Source organism: Spirosoma utsteinense (genome assembly GCF_014282275.1).
Lineage (GTDB): Bacteria > Bacteroidota > Bacteroidia > Cytophagales > Spirosomataceae > Spirosoma > Spirosoma utsteinense.
Genome location: NZ_VFIA01000014.1, coordinates 21,236 through 46,475 on the forward strand (window position 1 = coordinate 21,236; position 25,240 = coordinate 46,475).

Below are 25,240 nucleotides of genomic sequence, written 5' to 3' on the forward strand. Positions count from 1 at the left end.
GATGCTTTTACGAACTCAACGACTCATTGCCCGGCAGGTTTGGACCACCGCTTTTAAAAATCGGGCCGTTTTCGGACTCCTGATCGGTATCGGGCTGCTACTCACCTACGCGGCCGCGACGGGCTGGGTAAACGTTCGGCAGCAGAACGAAATTGGCCGTATCTACCAGCAACAGGCCCGGCAGGACTGGCTGGGCAACCCCGACAAGCACCCGCACCGCATGGCCCACTACGGCCACTTTGCCTTCCGGCCCAAAGCCCCGCTGAGTGTGTTCGACTTCGGCATGGAGAGCTTTCTGGGCAACACCATTTTTCTGGAGGCTCACAAGCAAAACAGCGTCAACTTTTCGGAAGCGGGCTTCTCGACGGGCTTGCTCCGGTTTGGCGAAATCAGTATGGCGATGGTATTGCAACTGCTGCTGCCGTTGCTCTTGTTTTTTCTGGGTTTTGGCACGGTAGCCACCGACCGCGAAACGGGTACGTTGAAGCTGATCCTGAGTCAGGGCGTGGACTGGGGGCAACTCCTGGTGGGCAAAAGCCTGGGGCTAATGGCCGTGATGCTCACCCTGTACGGTCCGGTGATGGTAGTCACCGGTTTGCTGTGGTTCGGTTTACAGGAAGGAACGGTCAGCGCCGATCAGCGTATGCGGCTTGGGCTGCTGATGGGTGCTTATTTTCTGTACCTGAGTTTCTTCTGCGTGATCGCTGTGCTGGTGTCGGCCCGGAGCAAAACCGCCAAAACAGCTCTGGTTTCGCTTATTGGCCTTTGGCTGATGCTCACGTTGGTCTTGCCCAGAACATCGCAGGCGCTGGGGTCATACCTGTATCCGGCCCCCTCGAAGGCGAAGTTTCTGGCCGATATACAGGCCGATGTGCTCAAAGAAGGGGATAGCCATAACCCCAACGATCCCCACTACAAGAGGCTGAAAGATTCGTTGCTGACGGCCTACGGGGTCGATTCGGTGCAGAAACTACCGGTCAATTATAGCGGACTTGTCATGGCCGAGGGCGAAAAAATCAGCGCCCAGCTTTATAACGTCCATTTCGGGCGATTACTGGCGATTTACGACCAGCAGAACCGGTTCTCGAAAGCGATGGCATTTATGAATCCCTACCTGGCCATTCGCAACCTGTCGATGGCGCTATCGGGAACTGACTTTGCCGGGTACGTCGATTTTCAGCAGCAGGCCGAACGGTATCGGTACGAGATGGCGCAGAAAATGAACGACTTACAGATTCATTTCATCAGCAACAAAAAGCCGGGGGCCGCCGAGAAACCCCACCAGATTGACAAAAAACACTGGGAAGAGGTGCCCGATTTCAGCTACCAGTCACCCGGCATCGGGCGCGTGTTTGCGCACGAAACGATCTCGCTGCTGGCTTTTGCGTTTTGGATGGGACTGCTGGGAATGGTGGGATGGCGATTGACAAAAACCTTAACGGCTATCTAGTATGATTCGACTTGCGTTCATCCAGTTTATGCGTGCCGGCCGGTACGCCGGAGCGGGCACCCGAATCGGGCTGATTTTTCTGCTGACCGTTGGCATTATCTCGCTTTTTGTGGGGAAACAATTCAGCCAGCGTCAGCAGCAGGCCGTTGCCGATGTTATCGAGTTTCAGCAAACCGACTTTCCCCGTCAGGCAGCTATTCACCGCGACGATATGGGGCTGCTGCTGTATTACCTCAAGTTCTCGGTCGTCAACCAAACCCGGCCACTCACAGCCCTGGCCATCGGGCAGCGCGATGTTAATCCGTCGGTGCAGAGCGTGACGATCCGGGCGCTGGAAGGTCAGCAATACGACGCTGATCTGACCAATCCGGCCAACCTGCTGCTGGGCAATGTCGATTTCAGTTTCGTGCTGGTGTATCTGTTTCCGCTGCTGATTGTTGCGTTCACGTATTCGATTATTTCCGAAGAAAAAGAAAACGGTACCTGGTCGATTGTAGCGGTGCAAAGTCGGAACCTGCTGGGGTTCGTTGGTCAGCTCTTTTTGATTCGGCTGGCGGTCTTGCTGGCGGTCTTGCTGGTCATCATCGGTCTGGCTGTTCCAACGCTGGGTACCCCGTTGGATGGCTCGTTGGGGCTTTTTCTGGCTACGTCGGTGGGCTATGTACTGTTCTGGTTCAGCGTCTGTTTCTGGGTAGCCTCGCTGCAACGCCGTTCCAGCACCAACGCCATCCTGCTATTGGGTATCTGGCTGGGACTGCTCATTGTTCTGCCCGCCGGGGTCAATAACTACATCACGGCCCGTTACCCCGTGCCCGAAGCACAGGCCACTACGCAGGCCCAGCGGAAAGGCGTCCACGAAAAATGGGACACGGACAAAACCGCGACGATCAAAAAGTTCTACGCCCACTACCCGCAGTTTCGGCAGGTGCCTGTCGTAGCTATGCCTTTCGACTGGCGGTGGTACTACGCCATGCAGCAGCTGGGCGACGATGAGTCGGCGGAGCAGGCTCACGAGCTAAAGCAAAAGTTACAGCAGCGCGAGACGGCCAGCCGTAGCATTGCCCAATTCATTCCCACGCTCCACACCCAACTGCAACTGGGCGAACTGGCCCGCTCGGGCCTGGGTAATCAGCTGCGGTTCATGGACTATACGGGCCGGTTTCACGAGAAAATGCGGCTGTATTTCTACCCCAGAATCTTCACCAATGCGCCCGTTTCGGCCGAGCCTTGGACCAACTTTAAGGTCGACACCTTTGCGGATACCGCGCCCAGTAGTCCGGTTGCCGTTTTGGGTCCCCTGCTCCTGTTCATTGCCCTGTTTACCGGGCTGGGCTGGAACCGTTTTCGTCGAACCATCTACCACCTGTAAACACCCCAACCCATGCTGCAAGCGATCAACTTAACCAAACGGTACGGTCCGGGTCAGCTCCCCTCCCTCGACGCCCTGAACCTGAGCATTCAGCCCGGCGAAATCTTCTGTCTGCTCGGTCAGAACGGGGCGGGTAAAACCACGACGATCAACCTGTTTCTGGGCTTTCTGCAACCCACCTCGGGTCAGGCCATCATCAACGGGCTGAACGTAGCGGAGCACCCGCAGGAGACCAAGAAATTTCTGGCTTACCTGCCAGAAACGGTGATGCTGTATCCGAACCTGACAGGAACGGAAAACCTAGATTTTTTTGCCCAACTGGCCGGTTTTCGTCACACGCCCGATGAGCTGCACACGCTGCTGAGCCGCGCCGGGTTACAAACCGAGGCCCACGGCAAACGGGTGGGTACGTACTCGAAAGGCATGCGTCAGAAAGTGGGCATTGCCATTGCGCTGGCCAAACAGGCGAAAGCGCTGCTGCTCGATGAACCTACGAGCGGCCTGGACCCCAAGGCCAGCAACGAGTTTTCGGCCATTCTGACGGGTCTGGCCCAGACCGGCACGGCCATTCTGATGGCTACGCACGATATTTTTCGGGCGCGGGAAGTGGGTACGCGCATCGGCATCATGCGGGCGGGCCATCTGGTCGAATCGCTATCCGCCAGCGACCTGACGGCTAACGAACTGGAAGCGATCTATCTGCAAACCGTTTAATCGCGTTCGCCATGATCCGTCAGCTGATTACCTGAAACGTATACCGCTGTCAGGGCTTAGCCCTTATCACACCGTTTAACTAGACTAAACTTTTATTTAATTATACTTTCGTCCAGTTAAACGTACTATTCGGATCGGCCACGTATGCGCAAATTTTAATAACTGTGAACTACAATCAGTCGCATACGCCCAACAAATGAGGGTAGCCGAGTGGGGCATTCCTTAACCCGTTGCCCGAACACACGAAAGCCCGATAATTGGTTGCCAACTTAAAATGGCGGACCAATAGTCCGTTCCGTGTTGCTCAATTCCTTCAGGGGAAACCTGCACCGGATGCCACTGAATCTGGGAAAGACCCGCCCTTTGTAGTGCCGTTTCGTGGGTAGATTTTTCGAGGTGGTAATTGGTAACGGCAATGTGTGATGCATCAGACTGGTAAAAGCGATACGTAATGGGGGCTCCTTCCTCATAACTGTCGTTGTCGCGGGTGAAGCCATACGGGAACATAATCTCAACAATACCCCGGTAATCGGGATTGCTGTTGATGGTAATAAAACGACCCCCGGGTTTCAAATGATTGACAATAACCCGGCTCATCTGATAGAATTCGTCAGCGGTTCGGGCGTAGTTAAGTAGGTAGCTGGCACAGATAAGGTCGAATTTCTTATCGAGGTCGAGCAATAGAACGTCCTGGCAATAATACCGGAGGCCGAGTGGCGAAGCGGCTTCGGCCTCCCGCGCGAGCCGGATCATGCCATCCGAAATATCAACTCCTGTGACCTGAGCAGCCCCTCTATACTTGATTTGCCGGGTATAGAAACCCTCTCCGCACGCTAAATCAAGGACATCCAGGTCGGCCAGGTCTCCTGCTAACTCAAAGAAGGTGTGCGACTCAACATAGTTTCGCCAGGGTAACAATTTCGATGCCTGATACTCTTTTGCAATTGCGTTGTAGTCGGTTGCCATCACGTTGGTGGTCAAGATGTAGAAAAGAGGACTCGTTTACCACTAGGTCACGACCTAGCATTGTGACCTAAATGTCAGAAATAAATTGCTTGAACCTGGTTTGACCATATAAGCGAGATAGCCCGCTTTACACCACCCCTACCTTCCCCGTCTGGTAGCCATGCTAATATTGATTCCAACTGTGCGGCACATCACGCCCAACGGGTAGGGTTGTTTGGCCCGGTGGTGGAGGCTATGGCTGACGTCGAATGGCGAGATGGCTGACACCCGAGTCGGTTACGGTTGTCAACGCCTGTTTACCCTGCTCAGGCGCGAGGGCTGGCGGGACAATCAGCAGCGAATCCACCTTCCCGGCGTTGCCCCTACCCGTATCCGACTGATAGGAGCTGACCGACGTTAACCCAAGTACTGTTTCTAACGCTTCCGTTTGTTCTACCTGAACCCAGGTAAACGTGCCTCTGTTTCTGGAATAGAATTCGCGAAAAAGTGGCCGCATCAAGTCAGCTGATGCGGCCGCTTTCCATCCTGGTAAACGCGGCCTAGCGGTTGAGCACGTTCACCGTCTGGCTTTGACGGGGCGTACTGACCCGCAGCAACAGCAGACCCGCGGGCTGGGAGCTAAGCGGTAGGCTTTGGATCTCCACCGACCCAGCCTGCTCCACCACCCGCTTACTCACCACTTGGCCCTGCAGATTGATTAAGGTCAACTGCAGGGGCTGGCCTTCTGCCCCCCGCACTTCGAAGCGTACCGTTTCACCTGCTACCGGGTTGCCCAGCACGACTACGCTCAGCGGTACTTCCAAAAAGGCTCCCTGGCGGGCATTTGTACTACAGGCCGAAAGCCAGTTATAACTGAACTGAGTACTTGCCCCGTTCTGCACCGCGCTCAGGGCGATGACCGGGTTGTCCGTGTACAGCGTCAGTGAGTAAGGACCCGAATTGGTGGTGGCAACCGTCTCGTTGACCACCCGGAAACTCACCGGGTTGCCGTCCAGACCCGCGTACCGGGGGCTGAAGGTTACCCTCCGCTGACTCGCACTCACCACCTCACAACTTACCGTGGTTACTCCCGTGATGCTGAAAGGCCCTGTCGTGGGCGGGGTCGGCGGCTGGGTAGTGCCCGGTACCACCGTGATACTGAAGATGGTGCTGGTCGATAAACCGCCCCCGTCCGTAGCCGTCAGCGTTACGCTGCTCACCCCGCTCATGCTGGGCGAACCACTGATCATTTTTCCACTCAGACTCAGACCCGCCGGTAGCACACTCGAAGTGAGCGTAATCTGGTTCGGGGTCTCCTGGTCGATGAAGGTGTTCACTACATTCAGACTGTAGCCCACCCCCACCGTGGCGCTCTGCGGTGTCACCGGCTCATTCAGCAGGGGCGGGGTATTGTCCTGACCTACGCTCGCACAGGCTGTCAGCCAATTGTAACGGAACGTCACCGGACCCGGACCATTCGTCTGAGTAGCCCGCAGGGTAATCACCGGATTGTCCCGGTAGAGCGTCAGGCTGTAGGGGGCCGGGTCGGTCGTGGGTGCCAGTTCATTCACCACCTCGAAGGCGATGGGCTGGCCACTCATGCCCGCGTAGCGGGGGGCAAAGCTGATACTGATGCGGTCAGCCACCGGCGTGCAACTAATAGTGGTTACCCCTGTGATGGCAAAAGGAGCCGTCGGCGCTGGGGTGCCCGTGGCCGGTTGCACCGTGAGTTGCAGCGTTGTACTGGCCGTCAGACCGCCCGGATCGGTAGCCGTGATGGTCAGCGAGACGGGCGAACCCACCGTGCTGGAGGGCGTACCCGACAGGGTGGCTCCCGAGAAGCTCAGGCCGGGAGGTAACCCGGTAGCCGACAGCTTGAGGCTGCCCGGTGTCTCGGTGTCAGTGAAGGTGCCATCGGGAATCACGTAGGAAACGTAGCTGCCCTGCGTAGCGGTCTGGCCGGGGATACCCATCTGCACCCGGGGCGGTGTGTTGGGGGTGGTGGCACTATTACAAGCCGCCAGCCAGTTGTAGGCGAAACGGCTGCTGACCCCATTCTGGACCGCATTGAGGGTGATGGTGGGATTATCGGCGTAGAGTTGCAGGGTGTACGGCCCCGGCTGGACGGTGGGGAAGAGCTCGTTAGCGACCGAGAAGGAAACGGCGGTGCCGTCCAGGCCCTGGTAGCGGGGATTGAAGCTCACGCTAAAGCGGTTGGGCAGGATGGGATCACAACTCACGGTGGTCACGGCGGTGATGGCGAAGGGCCCGCTCACCACGGGGTTGACCGTCAGGGTCGCACTGGCTGTACCCGTGCAGCCGTTAGTGGCCGTGCCGGTGAGTGAATAAGTGCCCGCCGTGCTGACGACGATGCCGTCTGAATTGGCCCCGGTGCTCCAGGTGTAAGTATTGCCTCCTTGTGCCGTCAGCGTGGCGGACTGGCCCTGGGTGACGGTCAACGAAGGGTTCGCCGTGATGGTCACCTGAGGGGCCGTGTTGTCCTGACCAACGCTCACGCTGGCCACGCCCGTACAGCCGTTGCCCCCGTTGATGACCGTTACCGAGTACAGACCCGGCGTGCTCACCGTGGCCTGATTACTCGAACCGATTTGGGATGCGCCCGCACTGAAGCGGTAGCTTTGCCCGTTGGGGTTGGCTGTCAGCGTTACGGAGGTCACCGCGCAACTCAGCGTGCCGCTGCTGGCCAGACTGGCCGAGGGAACCGTGTTGTCCTGACTGATGGTAATGCTGGTGGTGCTGAAACAGCCCGTGCTCTCATTGGTGACGGTGACCGAGTAGGTGCCGCTGGCGTTCACTACGGCCTGATTGCCGCTCTGGCTCACCACCCCCGGACCATTGAAAGTATAGCTGTTGCCTCCCCCCGCCGTCAGGGTCAGGCTCGTCTGGGCGCAACTCAGCGTCGTCGATGGAGAAGCCGAAATAGTGGCTATGGGTGTACTGGCGTCCCGACTAATGGTGATCGAAGTAGTGCTGGCACAGCCCGTTATACCGTTGGTCACCGTCACCGAGTAGGTTCCCGCTACGTTCACCACAGCGGTATTGCCCGTTGAACTGATCACACCCGGACCGCTGAACGTGTACGTTTGCCCGTTGGGACTGGCCGTCAGGGTCACACTGACGACGGCGCAGGTCAGGCTCCCGCTGCTGACCAGGCTGACCGTCAGGGCGCTTTGATCCCCACTGATAACCGCACTGGCACTGGCAGAACAGCCGTTGGCACTCGTCAGCGTGACCGAGTAAGTACCCGATGCACTCACCGTAATCACCCGATCAGTCGAGCCAGTGCTCCACAAGACATTACCCGCTCCCACCGCCGTCAAGCTGACGGTTGGGCTGGCACAGGTCAGCGTCGCTGAACTAGGACTGATGCTGGCCGTTGGGGCGCTTTGATCCCCGCCGATAACCGCACTGGCCGAAGCCGAACAGCTGCTGGCGCTCGTTAGGGTCACCGAGTAAGTGCCCGCTGTGGTCACGGAGATGATTGGCGTGGTCTCCCCCGTGCTCCAGCGCACAGTGCCCGTGCCCATAGCCGTCAAACTCACCGTCGGACTGGTGCAGCTTAGCGTGGCACTGGACGGGCTGATGCTGACTAGAGGAACCTGTTGATCGGCGGTGACGCTCGTGCTGGTGGTGCTCACACAACCACTGGCCGAGGCCACCGTCACCGAATACGTGCCCGGTGTACTCACCACCACCGTATTGGCCGGCCCCGGTGTTCCCAGCACCCCGCTGCCACTGGCAAACGTGTAGGAACTACCCCCATCTGCCGTCAGGGTGACGCTGGTCTGGGCGCAACTCAGCGGCCCGTTGTTGGTCAGGCTGGCCATAGGCAAGGGGTTCACCGTCAGGGTTGTTTCGCTGGATGCGGACTGACCATCGTCACTGACCGTCAGCGTGAAGCGTTGGGCGCCTGATCCAGTAGCCGTCAGGCTCTGGCTGAAGGTATTGCCGCTGGCGCTACCCGACAGCGGAGTACTGCTTCCGTTGGTGAGTGTATAGCTGTACTCACCCGTTACGTTGCCCACCATCGCCGTGAAGCTAACGGGGCTCCCTGCGCAGACCGCTCCCGGACTGGCGGCAAAGCCGGCCAGCGTCGGGTTGGGGCTGGCGGCCTCAGTCACCGTCAGCCCGTAGGGCGCACTCACCCCCGAACAGCCCGTGGCGTCCTGGCCCCGCACCGTAATGGTAAAGCTGCCGCTTTGAGTAGGCGTGCCTGATAGCACGCCCGTGCTGGCCAGACTCAAACCCGGAGGCAGACTGCCACTGGCCAGACTATAGCTGTAGGGGCCAGTGCCACCCGACGCGGTGAATGCCTGACTGAAGGCCACGTCCACCGTGGCCGTGCTCACGCCGGGCATGGTGATGGTCACCGCAGCGGTGGTGCTGATAACGCTGGTACTGGCCGTAGCGGAACAGCCATTAGCCGTAATGACCGTTACCGAATAGACGCCCGCGTTGCTCACCGTGGCCGTAGGGCCATTACCAATTTGGGTGGCTCCACTACTGAAGGTATAGGTTTGCCCGCTGGGGCTGGCCGTCAGGGTCACGCTGGTCACCCCACAACTCAGGGTACCGCTGCTGACCAGGCTGGCCACCGGCCGGGGGTTCACCGTCAGAGCGGTGACGCTGGATGCGGACTGGCCGTTGGCACTCACCGTCAGGGTGAAACTCTGGGTGCCCGTGCCGCTGGCCGTGATGGATTGGCTGAACGGGCTGCCGCTGGCACTGCCCGTCAGGGGAGCACTGCCTCCGTTGGTGAGCGTGTAGCTGTACTCACCCGTGAGGTTACCCACCGTGGCGGTGAAGGCAACGGGGCTCCCTACGCAGACTGCCCCCGGACTGGCGGCAAAGCCAGCCAGCGTCGGGTTGGGGCTGACGGCCTCAGTCACCGTCAGCCCGTAGGGCGCACTCACCCCCGAACAGCCATTGGCATCAGCAGCTTTGACGGTGATGGTGAAACTGCCCGTCTGGGTGGGGGTACCACTCAGCACGCCCGTGTTAGCCAGACTCAAACCCGGAGGCAGACTGCCGATGGCCAGACTATAGCTGTAAGGGCTGGTGCCACCCGAAGCGGTGAAGGTCTGGCTAAAGGGTACTCCCAGCGTTGCTGTGCTCACGCCGGGGACAGGCAGGGTGAAGACGGTGGGAGGGGCCTGATACTCGTAGGCCCCCATGTCGATCCGACCTCCGCTAGGGAAGATACGGGCGTTGCTGGCCGGGTCGGTGGCGGGTCCATTGGCCGAGGAGTAAGCTGCGTTATCGCCTGCGTTGATAGCGGGGGCGCAGCCGTTGAGCCGGGTATCGCTGGAACTTACAAAGGGCGAGACGGTAGTGGTCAGGTTGTTACCCCCATCGGTGTAGCCCGTCACCCCGGTTTCCAACAGACTGTAGCGGACCGTTACACTGCCGCCATCGTAGCCGTAAAACGTATTGGTTCCTCCGTTGTCAAACAGCACGCAGTTGGTTAGCGTGGAGATACCCGAAAAAGCGAATATCGCCCCGCCTTGGGAAGCCGTATTGCCCTGGAAGCTACAATTGGTCACGGCAAGGCTACCATACTGACTGAGTATCCCCCCGCCGAAAGAAGCCGAATTGCCTTGGAAGACACAGTTGGTCAGCGTGGTACTACCCTGATAACTGTATACTCCCCCGCCAGATACAGTAGCAGCATTGCTCAGGAAGCTACAGTTGGTCAGGGTGGGGCTGCTGCCGGTGTTAAATATCCCCCCGCCATAGGATTCAAAACCCCCGCTGGCATTGGCATTACCGTCGCGGATGACAAACCCATCCAGCACCGCCGTGTTATCGACATTCGAGTTATAGATCACATGCAAGCTGTTGTCGGTGTTGCTGCCCACCGTACCAATGTCGCCACTGAGTATGGTAGGAAAACCAGCAGGGTTACGCTCAGTCAGCGTGGGATTACCACTGGCAGGAAAGCCCCCCAGGATGCTCACCCCGTTCTTCATCGAAAAGTTGCTGTTGCGGTCGGTGCCGGGGGCGGCCGGCGTTCCGGTGGGCTTGTAGGTACCCTGAGCTACCCACACCTGCTGAGTTCCTACCAGGTCGATCTGGCCTCGCAGATCCCCACTGGCGTCGGCCCAGCTATTGCCGCTGCCAGTGGCACCTGTTCGGACGTAGCGGATGGGTGTAGCGGACTCCACCGTCAGGACGTAGGGCGCACTCACCCCCGAACAGCCACTGGCATCGGTAGTCTTGACGGTGATGGTGAAGCTGCCCGCCTGGGTAGGCGCGCCACTTAGGGTACCATTGCTGGCCAGATTCAAACCCGTGGGCAAACTGCCGCTGTCCACCGTGTAGGTGTAGGGGCTACTGCCGCCCGACGCGGTGAAGGTCTGACTGAAAGCCACGCCCACCGCGGCTGTGCTAACACCGGGAGCAGACACGATGATGACGGTGGGAGGGGCCTGATACTCGTAGGCCCCCATGTCGTTCCGACCTCCACTGGGGAAGATACGGGCATTGCTGGCCGGGTCGGTGCTGGGTCCATTGGCTGAGGAATAAGCTGCGTTATCGCCTGCGTTGATAGCGGGGGCGCAGCCGTTGAGCCGGGTATCGCTGGAACTTACAAAGGGCGAGACGGTAGTGGTCAGGTTGTTACCCCCATCGGTGTAGCCCGTCACCCCGGTTTCCATCAAACTGTAGCGGACCGTTACACTGCCCGTATTCGTATAAAAGGTACTGGGTCCACCATTATTAAACAGCACGCAGTTGGTTAGCGTCAGATTAATGTTGTAACTACTGAACAGCACCGAGCCACGCTGAGATGCCGAATTGCTCACAAAGCTACAGTTGGTGAAGCTTGGATTGCTGTTGTAATTATATACTGCGCCACCAACCTGAGAAGCCGAATTGCCAATGAAACTACAGTTAATCAGTGTTGGAGTACTATAGAAATTATTATAGATCCCCCCGCCTTCAGTAGCCGAATTGCTCACAAAGCTGCAGTTGATCAGGGTGGGACTGCTGTTGTCGTCATTGATCATTCCCCCGCCCCTGCTATAATCAGATCCGTTGGCATTACCATCGCGAATGACAAAGCCATCCAGCACCGCCGTTGCGGTCAGTCCAGGAGGGTTGTTGATCACACTGTACGCATTGTCGGCGGGGTTGCCCGCTTCACCGATGTCGCCACTGAGCACCGTGGGGAAGCCGGTGAGGTTACGCTCGGTCAGCGTGGGATTACCACTGGCCGCAAAGCCCCCCAGGATGCGCACGCCGTTTTTCATGGCAAATCGGGCGTTGCGGTCGGTGTTGCCCGCCGGGCCGGGGGTGTAGGTACCCTGAGCCACCCACACCTGCTCAGCACCGGACAGGCGGATCTGGCTTTGTAGATCGCCACTGGCATCGGCCCAGCTGTTGCCGCTGCCTGAAGCCCCTACCCTGACGTAGCGGATGGGGGTAGCGGGTTGCACCGTCAGCACGTAGGGCGCCCCCTCCCTTGAACAACCGTTGGCACCCTGGCCCAGCACCGTGAGGGTGAAGCTGCCCGTTTGGGTGGGGGTACCACTCAGCACGCCCGTAGTGGACAGACTCAAACCCGGAGGCAGACTGCCGCCGACCAGACTGTAACTATAGGGACCATTGCTGCCCGAAGCGGTGAAGGTCTGGCTGAAAGCCACGCCCACCGTCACCGTACTTACACTGGGGATGGCCACCGTTGGTGCCGGGTTGGGAGCGGCCTGGTACTCATAGGCACCCATGTCGATCCGGCCCCCGCTGGGGAATAGCCGGGGGTTTCCGGCCACGTCCGTAGTGGAGCTGATAGTCGGGGGATATGCCGCGTTATAGGCCGCGTTATCACCCGCGTTGATGGCTGGTGAGCAGCCGTTGAGACTCGCATCGGTGGGGCTCACAAACGGCGAGACGGTGGTTGTCAGGTTGTTGTCGCCGGCGTACCCGGTCACCGAGGACTCGAACAGACTATAGGTGGCCCCGACACTGCCGCTGATCGAATATAACGTATTGGCTTCTCCATTGCCAAACAGCACACAGTTAGTCAGGCTGGCACTGCCCGATAAATTATACACCCCCCCGCCGAAGATAGTAGCCGTATTGCCTTGAAACGTGCAGTTGGTCAGGGTCACATTGGTGTAGGCATTGGCCACCCCCCCGCCCCGTTGAGCCGAATTACCCTGAAAGCTACAGTTGATCACAGTGGGGGTAGTTTCTGCATTACTGGAGTACATCCCCCCGCCTTCAAGGGCCGAATTAGCCTGAAAGAGACAGCTAATTAGCTTGGGGCTACCATAATAATTGTACACGCCCCCACCGATAGTAGAAGCGGTATTGCTCTGGAAGGTACCGTTAATCACCGTAGGGCTACTGCTATTATTGGACATTCCTCCGCCGAACGATGCCGAATTACTCTGGAAGCTGCAATTGACCACAGTAGGCTCGCTGTTGCCAAAGTTGAATAGTCCCCCGCCTTCAAAAGAAGCCGAATTACTCTGAAAATTACAATCGATCAGAACCGGACTGCCGCCGTAATTGTACATTCCCCCGCCAAAGCCCTTCCCATCGGTTGGTTGGTCACTGGTCCCATTGGCCCGGCCACCGGTGATGAAAAAGCCGTCAAGCACCGCCGTGTTGTCGATAAATAGATTGCGGATGACGTGGTAGCTGTTATCGCCGGTGTTGCCTGCGGTGCCAATGTCGCCACTCAGGGTGGTGACGAAGCGGCCAGGGTTGCGCTCGGCCAGCGTAGGCGTATCCGTAGCGGCAAAACCGCCTATGATCCTCACCCCGTTCTTCATGGTAAAGCTGATAGTGCGGCTATCAGGACCGGTGGTGGTGGTGGGTTTGTAGGTACCCTGAGCCACCCAAACCTGCTGCGCACCGGCGAAGTCAATCTGACTTTGGAGATTGCCACTGGCATCGGCCCAGCTACTGCCGCTACCCGCTGCCCCCGCTCGGACGTAGCGGATGGGCGAAATGGGGGCACGCACCGTCAGGACATAAGCCGCACTCACGCCCGAACAACCCCTGGCGCTCCGGCCCAGCACGGTGATCGTGAAGCTGCCGATTTGGGTGGGCGTGCCACTCAGCACCCCCGTGGTGGCCAGACCCAGGCCCGTGGGTAAGCTGCCGCTGGCCAGGCTGTAGCTGTAGGGGCCAGTGCCACCCGTAGCGGTGAAAGACTGGTTGAAGTCTGCGCCCAGCGTTGCCGTGCTCACATTAGGCGTGGTGATCGCAATTGTGGTCGCTTCTTGTACTTCGTAAGCGCCCATGTCGATACGGCCCCCATTGAAGAAGCGGGCATTACCAGCCAGATCGATGCTGCCAACGGTGGCGGCTGGGGTGGCCGGGTCGCCCGCGTCGATGGCCGACGAGCTACAGCTCAACAGGGTAGTCGTTGTACTGGCAAACGGTGAAGTGGTGGTGGTCAGGTTGCCCGTTCCTGCGTTGTAGCCCGTCGCCGAAGTCTCGAACAAACTGTAGCTGGTCGTGATGAAAGCGCCCTGCTGGTTGTTGAAGGTACTGGCCCCGCCGTTACCCCACACCACACAGTTGGTCAGCACGGGGCGGCTGTTTCCCTGAAAAGCAACGTTGCCCATCGCCCCGCCGGAGGCAGCCGAGTTGGCCTGAAACGAACAATTGGTCAGGCTGGGATTACTGTTGCCCCCAATACTCCCATCGTTGTAGATGGCCCCACCCCGATTGGCGGCATTGCTCTGGAAGGCGCAGTTGATCAGGCTGGGGTTACTGTTGCCGTTCGTGTAACCGGCGTTGTAGAGGGCCCCACCCCCATTGGCGGCTGTATTGCCAAGAAACAGACAGTTCCGAATCAGAGGGCTACAGTTGTTGTTGGCGCTACTGCCGTTGTTTATCATTCCCCCGCCCGAATCGTCGGGTGAGTTGCCATTGGCATTGCCGCCGGTAATGAGGAAGCCATCCAGCACCGCCGTGTTAGTCAGGCCCGTGGGGTTGTTGATGACGTGGTAACTGTTGTCGGCGGTGTTACCCGCGGCACCGATGTCGCCACTGAGTATGGTCGCCAGCGGGGTACTCAGCACCCGTTGGCTCAGGACGGTTTCATTACCCGCAAAGCCCCCGTAGATAGGCACCCCGTTCTTCATCGAGAAACTGATACTGCGGTCGTTGGTGGTGGTGGGTTTGTAGGTGCCCGTGGCTACCCAGACCTGCTCAGCACCGGTGAAGTTGATCTGGCTTTGGAGATTACCACTGGCATCGGCCCAGCTGTTACCGCTACCCTTTGCGCCCGCCCGAACGTAGCGGATGGGCGTAGCGGACGCTACTCTCAGGACGTAGGGTGCACTCACCCCCGAACAACTGGTGGCATTGGTGGCCTTGACGGTAATCGAAAAACTGCCCACCCCAGCAGGCGTGCCACTCAGCGTGCCATTGGCCGCCAGACTCAGTCCCGCAGGCAAACTGCCGCTGGCCAGACTGTAGCTGTAGGGACCTGCACCCCCCGAAGCCACAAAAGGCTGGCTGAAGGCTACACCTGACGTCGCCGTGCTCACGCTGGGGACGGTGATGGCGAGTCCCCCAGCGGCCTGATACTCATAGGCCCCCATATCAACCCGTTCACCAAATATGCGGGGATTATTCGCCAGATCAGTAGTAATACCCACTAAACCAGTAGCCGAGTTCAACCCCGCGTTGACAGCCGGGCTACAGGCGAAGAGAGCCGGATCGCTGGTGCTGGCAAAGGGCGAGACGGTAACTTTCCGATTACTCGGGCTATCCGAATAGCCATTCACTGAAGCATCAAACAAACTATACGTGGCGGAGATAGTAGTAGAATTATTGGTAAACGTACTGGCTCCTCCATTGCCAAACAATACACAGTTGATTAGGGTGGTATTAGACAAATAACCATTTCCATAACCAAAGCCAAAGAGCACCCCACCAGCACCAGCGTTATTAGCTTGAAAGGTACAGTTGGTCAGCACCAATTCGATTTCACCTTCATATCTGGTAAAGTTGTAGACGGCCCCGCCGGAGGAAGCAGTATTGGATTGAAACAAACAGTTGGTCAGCTTAGGACTGCTCCTGTTATCCCCGCGAATACCACCCGTTAGGTTGTAAATGGCCCCGCCATCGACAGCCGAATTAGTCTGAAACGAACAATTGCGGATGAGTGGGCTGCTGTTACCATTAAAATCCCCATCGTTGAAAATGGCTCCGCCCTGATCCGCTGCACGATTGGTCTTAAACGAACAATTGGTCAGCTTAGGGCTACTGTTACCCCCATCGCTTCGACCATTGTTGCAAATAGCCCCGCCGGAGACAGCACGGTTGTCCTCAAAAGAGCAGTTCGTTAATTCGGGGCTACTTGTTCTCCCTCTAAACCCATCGTTGTAGACGGCCCCGCCAGCGTCAGCCGAATTGGACTGAAAAAGACAGTTAGTCAGTGTGGGCTGGATAGCGGTACTAGACCCTCCCCTGTTATAAATAGCCCCGCCTTTGCTGGGATCAGTGGTCACCGGGCTGATAGCGGTATTATTCCGGAAGACACAGTTGGTTAATGTGGGGCTGCTGACGCCCGAGGCCGAGCTACCGCCGTTGTAGATGGCCCCACCAAAGGTAGCCGAATTAGCCACAAACAAACAGTTGCTGATTTGTGGGCTGCTAGGCGGACCACTACTTGGGTTCGCGAAAGATGACTGGTCAACATTACATATGCCCCCACCAATATTCCGTGGCTCCTGGGGTGGTCCTGGTTCGTTGGCATTGCCCCCCGTAATGACAAAGCCATCCAGCACCGTGATGTTGGTTACCCCGAGACGATTCAAAATGACGTGGAAGCTGTTGTCTTCTGCATCACCTGCCGCGCCAATATCGCCGGAAAGGATGGTGGCCGAGGGGGTGGTCAGGTTAATGGCTGGGCGGGCACCTAGAGCAGTTTCATTACCTACAAAGCCCCCGTACATGTTCACCCCGTTCTTCATGGCAAAGCTGACGGTGCGGTCGGTATTGGCATTGCCACCGGGTTTGTAGGTGCCCGTGGCTACCCAGACCTGCTGACCATTGCTGCTGGCATTGATCATAGCCTGCAAGTCGCCACTGGCGTTGGCCCAGCTACTGCCGTTGCCCGTGGCAGCGGATTTCACATACCGAATCGACTGGGCTTGAGTCAGTAGGCTGCTACCTGACAGCAGCACTAGCAGCGGGAGGGTTCGCACCAGAAAACGGGTAAAAGAAGGTAAAGAAAGCGTCATAGAGATGAGTTTTGAATGCGTCGTTTATGCAGAAAAGAAACCAGCAAGGTGGGTTATTGGGGGATGAGGCATCGCCCCCTCGCCCGTTTAAGACATGGGGAGGTGACGCATGAGGGGCGGGTAAGCACTGGACGAGTAAGGATGAAAAGAGGAAGATTCGGCCGCAGTCAACCCCGAATCAGCTCCCCAAATCGGGAGATAAAAAAGGGAGCTTTTCGGTCCTGAATGCTGGTGCAAGTTTAGCCGAAGGCCGTCAGACCGATGTGCAGATTTCACCCAAATAGGTGCAGATTTCGCCCAAACAGTGGCTTGTTGGTGGTACAGTAAGAAAAAAGTGGAATAAAATCAGTGTTTTATCTGGTTTTTTCAGAAAATGAAAATTGCGTAGGTAGGAAAGTCCAGTACCGGAATTACCAGGGCGGCCATTGGGCAGACCAGCCAGGGGAGAAGGACGGCAGCAAAAGAATATCCCACTTAGTATACGTATTAAGATAAGACACTACTTATATTTGACCGTTCATCCCCGGAATCAGACCTTACCAATCATACGGTGAAAAAAGCGGTCGGCCTGGCCATATCCTTCTTAGTTGATTTCTGTTCGATGGCCGGGTCCCTCCAGACCGGGTCCCTCCAGACCGGGTCCCTCCAGACCGGGTCCCTCCAGACCGGGTCCCTCCAGACCGGGTCCCTCCAGACCGGGTCCCTCCAGACCGGGTCCCTCCAGACGGGAGCGCAGCACTTTGCGGCATCCGTTCAGCGGTACGGAACCGAGCAGGGGCTGGCCCACCGCGAAGTGAACGCTATTTTTCAGGACCGCCGGGACTTCATGTGGTTCGGCACCAAGTTTGGGCTCAACCGCTTCGACGGGGCTACCTTCACGACGTATACCCGTGAAAAAAATGGGCTCGACTTTGACGACATTCAGTCCATCGCTCAAGATGCCGATGGGTGGCTGTGGCTCATGGGTCCCGAGGGCAAATCAGCCATCACCCTCTTTAACCCTATAACAGGAGTAGCCACCTCCTTCGAGAAACGGTTCCACCATCCCCGACCCAACCACCCCCCGGATTGGACGCCAATTCTGCTGAATAGTGACGACGGGACCATTTTCTTTGTTGATTACCAACCGGCCAGCCTGAACGTCTACCACCCCCGGTCGGGTCTGAAGACGGTGCCGCTACCCCGGTACAAAACCCTGGCGCTGGTGGCCGTTACTACCCGCAACACAGTCTGGGCCATTGCTAACCGGAACCAACTGGTGGAACTAACGCCGGAGGGGCGCGTGCTGCAAACCTACAACCACCCCAAAACCAGCCGTATCTATGCCTATTATGGCCAGCGTAACGCCGGTACGGATTTCTTTTACCAGACTATACCAGACTCGTTGCACCCGGCGGTAAGCCAACTGTATAAAATCGACGGGGCAGGTCATCGTCAGCCGACCCTGGCTGCTCTGGTTGAGTCGAAAAAAATTGACAATTCAGTGGGCTACACCTTCGACCGGAGTGGACTGACCCTGAACGGTAACCAGCTGCATGACTCCACTGGAAACGTTATCCTCGACATCAGCGATCAACTGTCCAGTGGCCCGATTGATGCCCGGAGCTTCTTCCGGGACCAAAACGGGGACTTTTGGTTAGGAACCAGCTTTGGCCTCTACCAGATTCGGATTAGTCAAAACTATTTCCACCGTCTGTTCTATCAGTCCGGCAGCGGGAAACAACCCGCTGTGCGCGGCATAACCGCCGTGGGCGATACGCTCTACACGAATCTGGAGAACAGTCTTGGTTTGTTTGCCAGTCGGCGTTCGGGGGCATTGGTTCGCCAAGTGTTTGCGAATCCGAAGTCATTCAGAAGCTTAAGCGGTCCGGTGGAAAAAAAGCTGTACCTGGGGGAGGAATATACGCTGGTGGCCTACGATTATCGAACCACCAGGACCAGCGTGATGCCCATACCCGGCCCGGGAACCGTATGGACTATTCATCCCTTTTCGGCCAATCCCCACCGGTTGCTGGCTGGTGGAGACCCCGGCCTGTGGCTGGTCGACCCAGCCATAAACCAAGTTACCCCCTTCCGGGGTTATAACCAGTTTTCCGAGTTAGCCCAGGCTCACGTATTACACATTGGTACCGACCGGCAAGGCACGATCTGGCTCTGCACCACCACGGGGCTCTACACCGTCGACCCTAAAAAGGGCGTTACGGCCCGCTATTGGCGGGGTGGCAGGGGTGCTTTCAAGCTACCAGCCGACAGCTACCAGCATTTTTACCAGGCACCCAACGGGCTCTTCTGGCTGGCCACGGCCAATGCGGGACTGGTGCGCTGGGACCGCACCCGGAGCCGCTACCGCCAGTTCAAACGGGCCGATGGGTTGAACAACGATAATATTTACGCGGTGTATGCCGACCGCCGGGGCCACCTCTGGCTCAGCAGCGACTACGGCATTATGCAGTTTGATCCGGTCCGGCTCACCACCCGGGCCTATACGGTGCAGAATGGCATCACCCACAACGAGTTCAACCGCATCGCGCACTACCAGGATGCGCAGGGGCGACTCTATTTCGGTGGTCTCAACGGGGTAACGACCTTCGATCCGCGTGATTTCGAAGCCGAACCCCCACTGCCCGCCCTACCCCTGCGGGTGGTAGCCTTCCGCCAGTTCGATGCCGACCGCAATACGCTGGTCGACAAGACCGGGGAACTCATTAAAACCAATCAAATCACACTGCTGCCCGACGACCGGAGCAGTATCCTCGATTTCGCGCTGCTCAACTACACCGATGCCCAGAAAAATACGTATGCCTACCAATTCAGGGGGGTGGATAATACCTGGCGCTACCAGACGGAATCCTCGCTGCGGCTGGGCAACCTGCCCTACGGCGACCATGAACTGCTGATTCGGGGGCAGGCTGCCGATGGTCGACTGTCGTCGTCAACGCTATCCATTGGGGTACACGTTCAGCGGCCGTTTTATCTGCGCGGCTGGTTTGCCTTTCCGCTGGTGTTTCTGTTGCTGGGCGGAGTGTGGGCCTGGGGTCGGTGGCGGGACTGGCAATACCAAAAGTCACAGATCCGGCTGCAAAACCAGATCAACGAGGCTACCCAGACCATTGCCCGGCAGGCTCAGGATCTGTTACAGCTTGATGAGACGAAATCACGCTTTTTTGCTAACATCTCTCATGAGTTCCGTACGCCCCTGACGGTGATTCTGGGCATGGCCGACAACCTCCACCGGCAGGCAGATCCCCAGTTGCGGAAGTCGGCCCTCCTGATTGAGCGCAACGGCCGCAACCTGCTGCGGCTGATCAATCAGATTCTGGACCTCTCCCGGCTGGAAGCCGGCAAGATGCCGCTCAAACTCGTGCGAACCGACCTGATCCACTTTGTTCGGTACGTGGGTGAATCGTTTCATTCGATAGCCGAGACAAAACGTGTACGCCTGATCGTACACGCGGAGGAGGAAAGCGTGGAGGCCGACTTCAACCCCGACAAACTTCAGGATATCGTCGCTAACCTGCTGGGAAACGCTCTCCATTTTACCCCGCAGGGGGGGGAGGTACGGTGTGAAGTGGCTATTCAGCCCCGCTGGCAACCCCTTACCCCGGCGGGCTACCACGAGGCACTTATGCCAACTCGTCAGCTGAACGACCCGTGGATTCAGATCACCGTCAGCGATACCGGTCCTGGCATTGATCCGGCCAGCCTGACCAGGATTTTTGACCGGTTTTATCAGGCCCAGCCAATCGTGGCCATTCGCAGCCCGGCCGAGCCTAATGCGGACGAGTACGCCAGTGGTGGTACCGGCATTGGTCTCTCGCTGGTGCGGGAGTTGGTTAGCCTGATGCGGGGTGGCCTGGCGGTTCGCAACCGATCCGGTCTGGAGGGGCCCGGTCTGGATGGGCCCAGCCTGGAGGGCGCGGAATTCGTGGTTCGCCTACCCCTGACACGGCAGGCACCCCTGGCAGAGGATATACTGCCCGTGCCCATCCCGCCCGCAGCTGACCCGGATGAGATGGGTGCCTGGGTCCCTCCAGACCGGGTCGAATCCGGGCCGGAGGAGGCTCCTGATCGCCCCATTCTGTTGCTGGTGGAAGATAATGACGATGTAGCCATCTACATCCAGAGCTGCCTGCAGCAGGAGTACCAGGTCATATGGGCCGAAAACGGACAGATCGGCATTGACCAGGCCATAGCTATCACACCGGACCTGATCCTGAGCGATGTGATGATGCCCGTCAAAGACGGATTTGAACTCTGCGACACCCTGAAGAACGACGAACGCACGAGCCACATTCCTATTGTACTGCTTACGGCCCGGGCCGCGGTGGACGACCGGATGATGGGTCTACGGCGCGGGGGCGATGCGTACCTGGTTAAGCCTTTCGGGCGAGAAGAGTTACTGCTTGTGCTAGATAATATGCTCCAGACCAGACGGTTGCTACAGCGCTATTACAGCCAGCGGGCGCTGGGTAACCTACAGCCCAGCCCGGCTCCCGCCGACGGGGCCGATGCGCGGGAAGATCAGTTTGTGGCCAAACTGCGCCGTACGCTGGAGCTTCATCTGGATAATGTGGCCCTTGATACGACCATAATCTGTGAGTTGATGGGCATGAGCCGGAACGCGTTGTACCGCAAGATAATGGCGCTAACAGGCATGTCAGTAATTCCTTACTTGAGGACTCTTCGCCTGCAAAAAGCCGAAGAGCTTCTAACTAATTCAGCGTTGAGCGTTGCTGAAGTTGCTTATGCGGTGGGCTTCGACAATCCCCGGTACTTCAGCCGGGTTTTTTCGGAAGCAAAGGGGGTCTCCCCCAGTAGTTTTCGGGACATAGAGTAACCGATCTCCCTTTTTTCCACCCGCTGGAACAGTTCTGCTTATTTTCGATTAGTCGCCAGCAAAAGATAGATAACCAGTAAACGGTCAACACAATTTTGGACGGGTCAGAGTGAAAAACCGGGTCAGCTGTTTGCGACGCTTCCTGGGTTAGGTAAAGATCTTCCTGACCAACACCACAACTTTCTCTATGATAAAACCTACCAGTAGTCCGCCAACTCCGCAGGCCAGGGCTTTGGCAAACCAGGCTACTACCGGCATTGAGGACAAACCCTGCTCTATATCGTGCAGTAAACGAGTGGTTAACGGTATGCCATGCGCAATGATTTCAGCACCCACCCAAAGCATCGCTGCTGTACCTACATAACCCAGCCAACGCAAGAAGTGGGGCATAAACCGTACAATGCCACGACCTACGCTTTGGGTAGCAGGCGGGTATTTACCGCCAGCCAGGTGCAGTCCTATATCATCGGCTTTAACAATCAAGCCCACAAACCCATAGACGGCCACCGTAATGAAAACAGCCACCGCCAGCATCACCACAATCTGGTTCACAATCGCCTGGCCGGTTACCTGGCTATAGGCAATGGCCATGATTTCGGCCGACAAAATAATATCCGTGCGAACCGCACTACCCACTCGTTCCTTCTCGAGTTCTTCGGGGGTAATCTCTTTGATCTGCTCACGTCCCGTGTGATTTTCGTGGTGGCTAAACAGGGAGTGAACCTTTTCGTAGCCCTCAAAACACAAGTAAGCCCCCCCTACCATCAAAATAGGGGTAATTGCCCAAGGGGCAAAGTAGCCGAGTAACAAGGCTGCCGGACTTAATAACAGGAGTTTATTGATCAGCGATTTTTTAGCGATCTGGTAAATAATCGCAAGCTCCCTGGATGGGTCGAGCCCCACCACATATTTGGGTGTAACGGCCGTATCATCAATGACAATGCCCGACACTTTTCCGGTCGTTTTAGCTACCTGAGCAGGCACATCATCTAAACTGGCAGCGCTTGCTTTTACCAACGCCGAGATATCATCTAATAAAGCAAAGAGTCCTGAAGGCATTGTCTAACAGTTGGCTACTTATACAATCACTGGATAGGGTACATCTACATGACCCTGCATTTTTTTTGGGCCGTCCCTTCGGATGGCGCCGGTGAGGGCAAGACAAGTTGGTCGTCAGGTCCCTGCGATCGATCACACAAAGATTGCTGTACCTACTGGTTTGTAGCAGCCTTTACGATAGTTTAACCGGGTTACCAGGTGAAAGTTGGGAACAAGTTGATAATTCATACCTGTTTCCCAATACCTTTTCATCATACCGTGAATTTGTTTGCTCAGCCTGAATGCGTATGTTACCAGCAGGTGTTATCTGTTAGTAAAAAGTTGACGCCCCCAACTTTCTATTTTACTATATTTTTCTTCATTTAAGCGTCCGAATAACGTAGAGACGAAGCTTATCAAAAGCTTTACTTAAGCGAGTGCCGTAACCGCTGCATTTGGCAGTTGAATCAAAAATTCGGTTCCCTGCCCTTCCTGGCTTTTAACCATCAGGCTGCCCCCGTGTCCTTTGGTAACAATATCATACGAGAGCGATAAGCCTAAACCGGTGCCTTCGCCCGTCGGCTTGGTGGTAAAGAAGGGCTGGAAGATCTTAGTTTGTACCACGGCCGGAATGCCCGTTCCGTTATCGCTTACACGAATCTGAGTATGCCCATTGACCGATTTGGTGCTAACTGTTACGGTTGGTTGGTAGCCAGCCGGAGCTGTCTTCTGCCGTTGGGCAACAGCATAGAAGGCGTTGTTGTAGAGGTTGAGCAGGACACGCCCGAGTTCCTGAGGAACGGCTTCTGCTTTGGCTAAGTCGGCTTGAAAATCCGTTTTCAGTTCGGCATTAAATCGACCCGTCGAACCGTCCTTGTCCTTCGCCCGCAAACCATGATAGGCAATCTTGAGGTATTCATCTGCCAGGGCGTTGAGGTCGGTCAGGCGTTTCTCGCCGGTGGTCGTGCGAGAGTGCTCTAGCATGCCCCGCACAATAGCCGAAGCCCGACCGCCATGATGAGTGATCTTCTGGAGGTTCTGCTTGAGATCGCTAAGCAGTTCAACTTCTAACTCTGGGTCGCGGGCTGGTTTTTGTAGTTCGTCTTCCAGCTCGGTAACTAACTCGGCAGAGACTTCGGAGAAATTGGTTACAAAGTTGAGCGGGTTCTGAATCTCGTGGGCGATACCTGCTGTGAGTTCACCCAGACTGGCCATCTTTTCCTTCTGGATGAGCTGGGTTTGGGTAACCCGGAGCTCGGCCAAGGATTGTTCTAATTGGTTACTCTTATGGTTGATCTCCTCTTTCTGCTGCTGCAAGATGGTATTGGCTTTTTGTTTCTGAGCATACCCATACACAATTAAGCCCAGCAAAGTCAGCAGCAATCCAACACCACCCAGCAGATAGGTTCGTTGCTGTTTTTGCTGTTGGAGCTGGACGGCTGATAGCTGCTGCTCATAGCGGAGAGCCGTTTCTTTTTTGTCGAACTCATACTGAAGAGTAGCTGCCGCAATGTTGCTGGTGTTTTGCTGGTTGATGATCAGGTCTTTGGTTTTGATGAAGTCTTGATAACTGGCCAAAGCGGCTTGTGGATCACCCTGCGCGTCCTGAATTTGGCTCCGGGTTTGATAGGCTCGGTATAGGTAGTGTACAGCGCCCTGTTCTTTGGCCAGCATGACGGCACTGTCGATATAGGCGTTGGCTTTTTGTAACGTAGTAGCTTTATCACTGCTTACTAGGGTCTTTAAAAAAGTGGTGTTGCTGTCAGTGGCGATTTTCAAATACAGCTTACCGAGGTTACTGTAAACCCTTGTCGATATGGCCTTATTTCCATTTGTCTTACTCAGGTTCAGCCCGTTTTGTAGATAGGTGAGCGCTTTAGGATAATCGGCCATATTAAGATAGGCTAGCCCCAGTTCATTAAAAAGACTCTCATCTAGACTTTTAAACCCTATGGCCTCAAGTAGTTTCACCGATTTTAGCTGATAGTCCAGCGCTTTGGCGTATTCACCTTGATCGCCGTATGCGGTACCTATACTACCCAGAACCGAAGCCACCATTTCTTTTTTACCTAATTCCTCAAATCCTTTCAGGGCTTTTTTATAATAGGCTACGGCTTGGGAATAATTAGTCAGAAACTGATAAATGAGACCCACATTAGCTGTTAGGGTGCTAATCCTGTATTTGTCTTTTGTTTCTTCCGCTATTTTCAAACCATTCAAATAGGCAGTCAGGGCTTGGGGGTAATCGGGTTTAAAGAAATATTGATTTCCCAAACCATTATAAGCTTTTAGTATGCCTTTTTTCCAGGTCAATCGTCGGGCAAGTGCCAAAGCCTGACTGGCATAGTTAATCCCTTCACTGGAGTTACTGTAATAATATTCCTTGCTTATTGCATATAGCAGATTGACGCGGTTTGTGTCGGGTTTGGCCCGGTGTAGTTCGGCCAGCAAGGAATCCAGACGGACTTGCCCTGTTTTAGGTTGACCAAAGGCGGGGCCAACGACTATACTAGATAGCAGGAGTAATAGGAAAAGTCGTGGCATGGAGAGGAAGTAGGGCGAGGATAGCAGCTAATGTACTGAAAATAAACCGGGTTGTTCCCTCTAGTGACAACGCTGACGTCTCGTCATCAGCTCCCCCGGGAGGGACCGATAGC

General features: G+C 56.5%; 9 protein-coding genes. 4 read left to right on the forward strand and 5 right to left on the reverse strand.

Annotated features, from left to right (window positions below; genetic code table 11):
• The first annotated feature begins 1 nt into the window (after position 1).
• From FH603_RS12930 to FH603_RS12940, 3 genes are read left to right on the forward strand one after another with little or no spacing between them, the layout of a single operon-like run.
• Positions 2 to 1,450 carry an ABC transporter permease gene (locus FH603_RS12930; protein ID WP_186737942.1) on the forward strand — a complete coding sequence of 483 codons (1,449 nt, stop codon included), beginning with the start codon at positions 2 to 4 and terminating at the stop codon, positions 1,448 to 1,450.
• A gap of 1 nt (position 1,451) precedes the next feature.
• Positions 1,452 to 2,819 (forward strand): DUF3526 domain-containing protein, encoded by a 1,368-nt coding sequence (locus tag FH603_RS12935; protein WP_186737943.1) that lies wholly within the window; start codon positions 1,452 to 1,454, stop codon positions 2,817 to 2,819.
• A 12-nt stretch (positions 2,820 to 2,831) separates the two neighbouring features.
• Positions 2,832 to 3,533, forward strand: coding sequence for an ABC transporter ATP-binding protein (locus tag FH603_RS12940; RefSeq protein ID WP_186737944.1), 702 nt, complete (start codon positions 2,832 to 2,834; stop codon positions 3,531 to 3,533).
• A gap of 222 nt (positions 3,534 to 3,755) precedes the next feature.
• On the opposite strand, the gene FH603_RS12945 is transcribed toward FH603_RS12940, so the two are convergent.
• The 3 genes from FH603_RS12945 to FH603_RS12955 all read right to left on the reverse strand — a co-directional run bounded on the left by FH603_RS12945 (position 3,756) and on the right by FH603_RS12955 (position 16,708).
• Entirely contained in the window at positions 3,756 to 4,499 is a 744-nt protein-coding gene (locus FH603_RS12945) for a class I SAM-dependent methyltransferase (protein ID WP_186737945.1), read from the reverse strand.
• 232 nt (positions 4,500 to 4,731) lie between these two features.
• Positions 4,732 to 4,995, reverse strand: a complete 264-nt coding sequence (locus tag FH603_RS12950; protein WP_186737946.1) for a hypothetical protein — start codon at positions 4,993 to 4,995, stop codon at positions 4,732 to 4,734.
• Positions 4,996 to 5,038: 43 nt separating this feature from the next.
• Positions 5,039 to 16,708, reverse strand: coding sequence for a putative Ig domain-containing protein (locus FH603_RS12955; RefSeq protein ID WP_186737947.1), 11,670 nt, complete (start codon positions 16,706 to 16,708; stop codon positions 5,039 to 5,041).
• Positions 16,709 to 17,258: 550 nt separating this feature from the next.
• Between FH603_RS12955 and FH603_RS12960 the strand changes: the two genes are divergently transcribed.
• On the forward strand, positions 17,259 to 21,545 hold the full coding sequence (locus FH603_RS12960; RefSeq protein ID WP_342355216.1) for a two-component regulator propeller domain-containing protein: 4,287 nt from the start codon (positions 17,259 to 17,261) through the stop codon (positions 21,543 to 21,545).
• A gap of 147 nt (positions 21,546 to 21,692) precedes the next feature.
• Here the strand turns inward: FH603_RS12960 and FH603_RS12965 are convergent, their stop codons facing one another.
• Together FH603_RS12965 and FH603_RS12970 are read right to left on the reverse strand one after the other, a co-directional pair.
• The gene (locus FH603_RS12965; protein WP_186737948.1) at positions 21,693 to 22,604 is read right to left on the reverse strand and encodes a DUF808 domain-containing protein; all 912 of its coding nucleotides are present in this window, start codon (positions 22,602 to 22,604) and stop codon (positions 21,693 to 21,695) included.
• A 408-nt stretch (positions 22,605 to 23,012) separates the two neighbouring features.
• Positions 23,013 to 25,127, reverse strand: a complete 2,115-nt coding sequence (locus FH603_RS12970) for a tetratricopeptide repeat-containing sensor histidine kinase (protein WP_186737949.1) — start codon at positions 25,125 to 25,127, stop codon at positions 23,013 to 23,015.
• Between the last annotated feature and the right edge of the window lie 113 nt (positions 25,128 to 25,240).

Bases quoted from the DNA above. Each gene is read 5' to 3' on its own strand.
- FH603_RS12940 (WP_186737944.1), top strand. From the start codon at position 2,832: ATGCTGCAAGCGATCAACTTAACCAAACGGTACGGTCCGGGTCAGCTC.
- FH603_RS12970 (WP_186737949.1), bottom strand. From the start codon at position 25,127: ATGCCACGACTTTTCCTATTACTCCTGCTATCTAGTATAGTCGTTGGC.
- FH603_RS12965 (WP_186737948.1), bottom strand. From the start codon at position 22,604: ATGCCTTCAGGACTCTTTGCTTTATTAGATGATATCTCGGCGTTGGTA.
- FH603_RS12935 (WP_186737943.1), top strand. From the start codon at position 1,452: ATGATTCGACTTGCGTTCATCCAGTTTATGCGTGCCGGCCGGTACGCC.
- FH603_RS12950 (WP_186737946.1), bottom strand. From the start codon at position 4,995: ATGCGGCCACTTTTTCGCGAATTCTATTCCAGAAACAGAGGCACGTTT.
- FH603_RS12945 (WP_186737945.1), bottom strand. From the start codon at position 4,499: ATGGCAACCGACTACAACGCAATTGCAAAAGAGTATCAGGCATCGAAA.
- FH603_RS12955 (WP_186737947.1), bottom strand. From the start codon at position 16,708: ATGACGCTTTCTTTACCTTCTTTTACCCGTTTTCTGGTGCGAACCCTC.
- FH603_RS12930 (WP_186737942.1), top strand. From the start codon at position 2: ATGCTTTTACGAACTCAACGACTCATTGCCCGGCAGGTTTGGACCACC.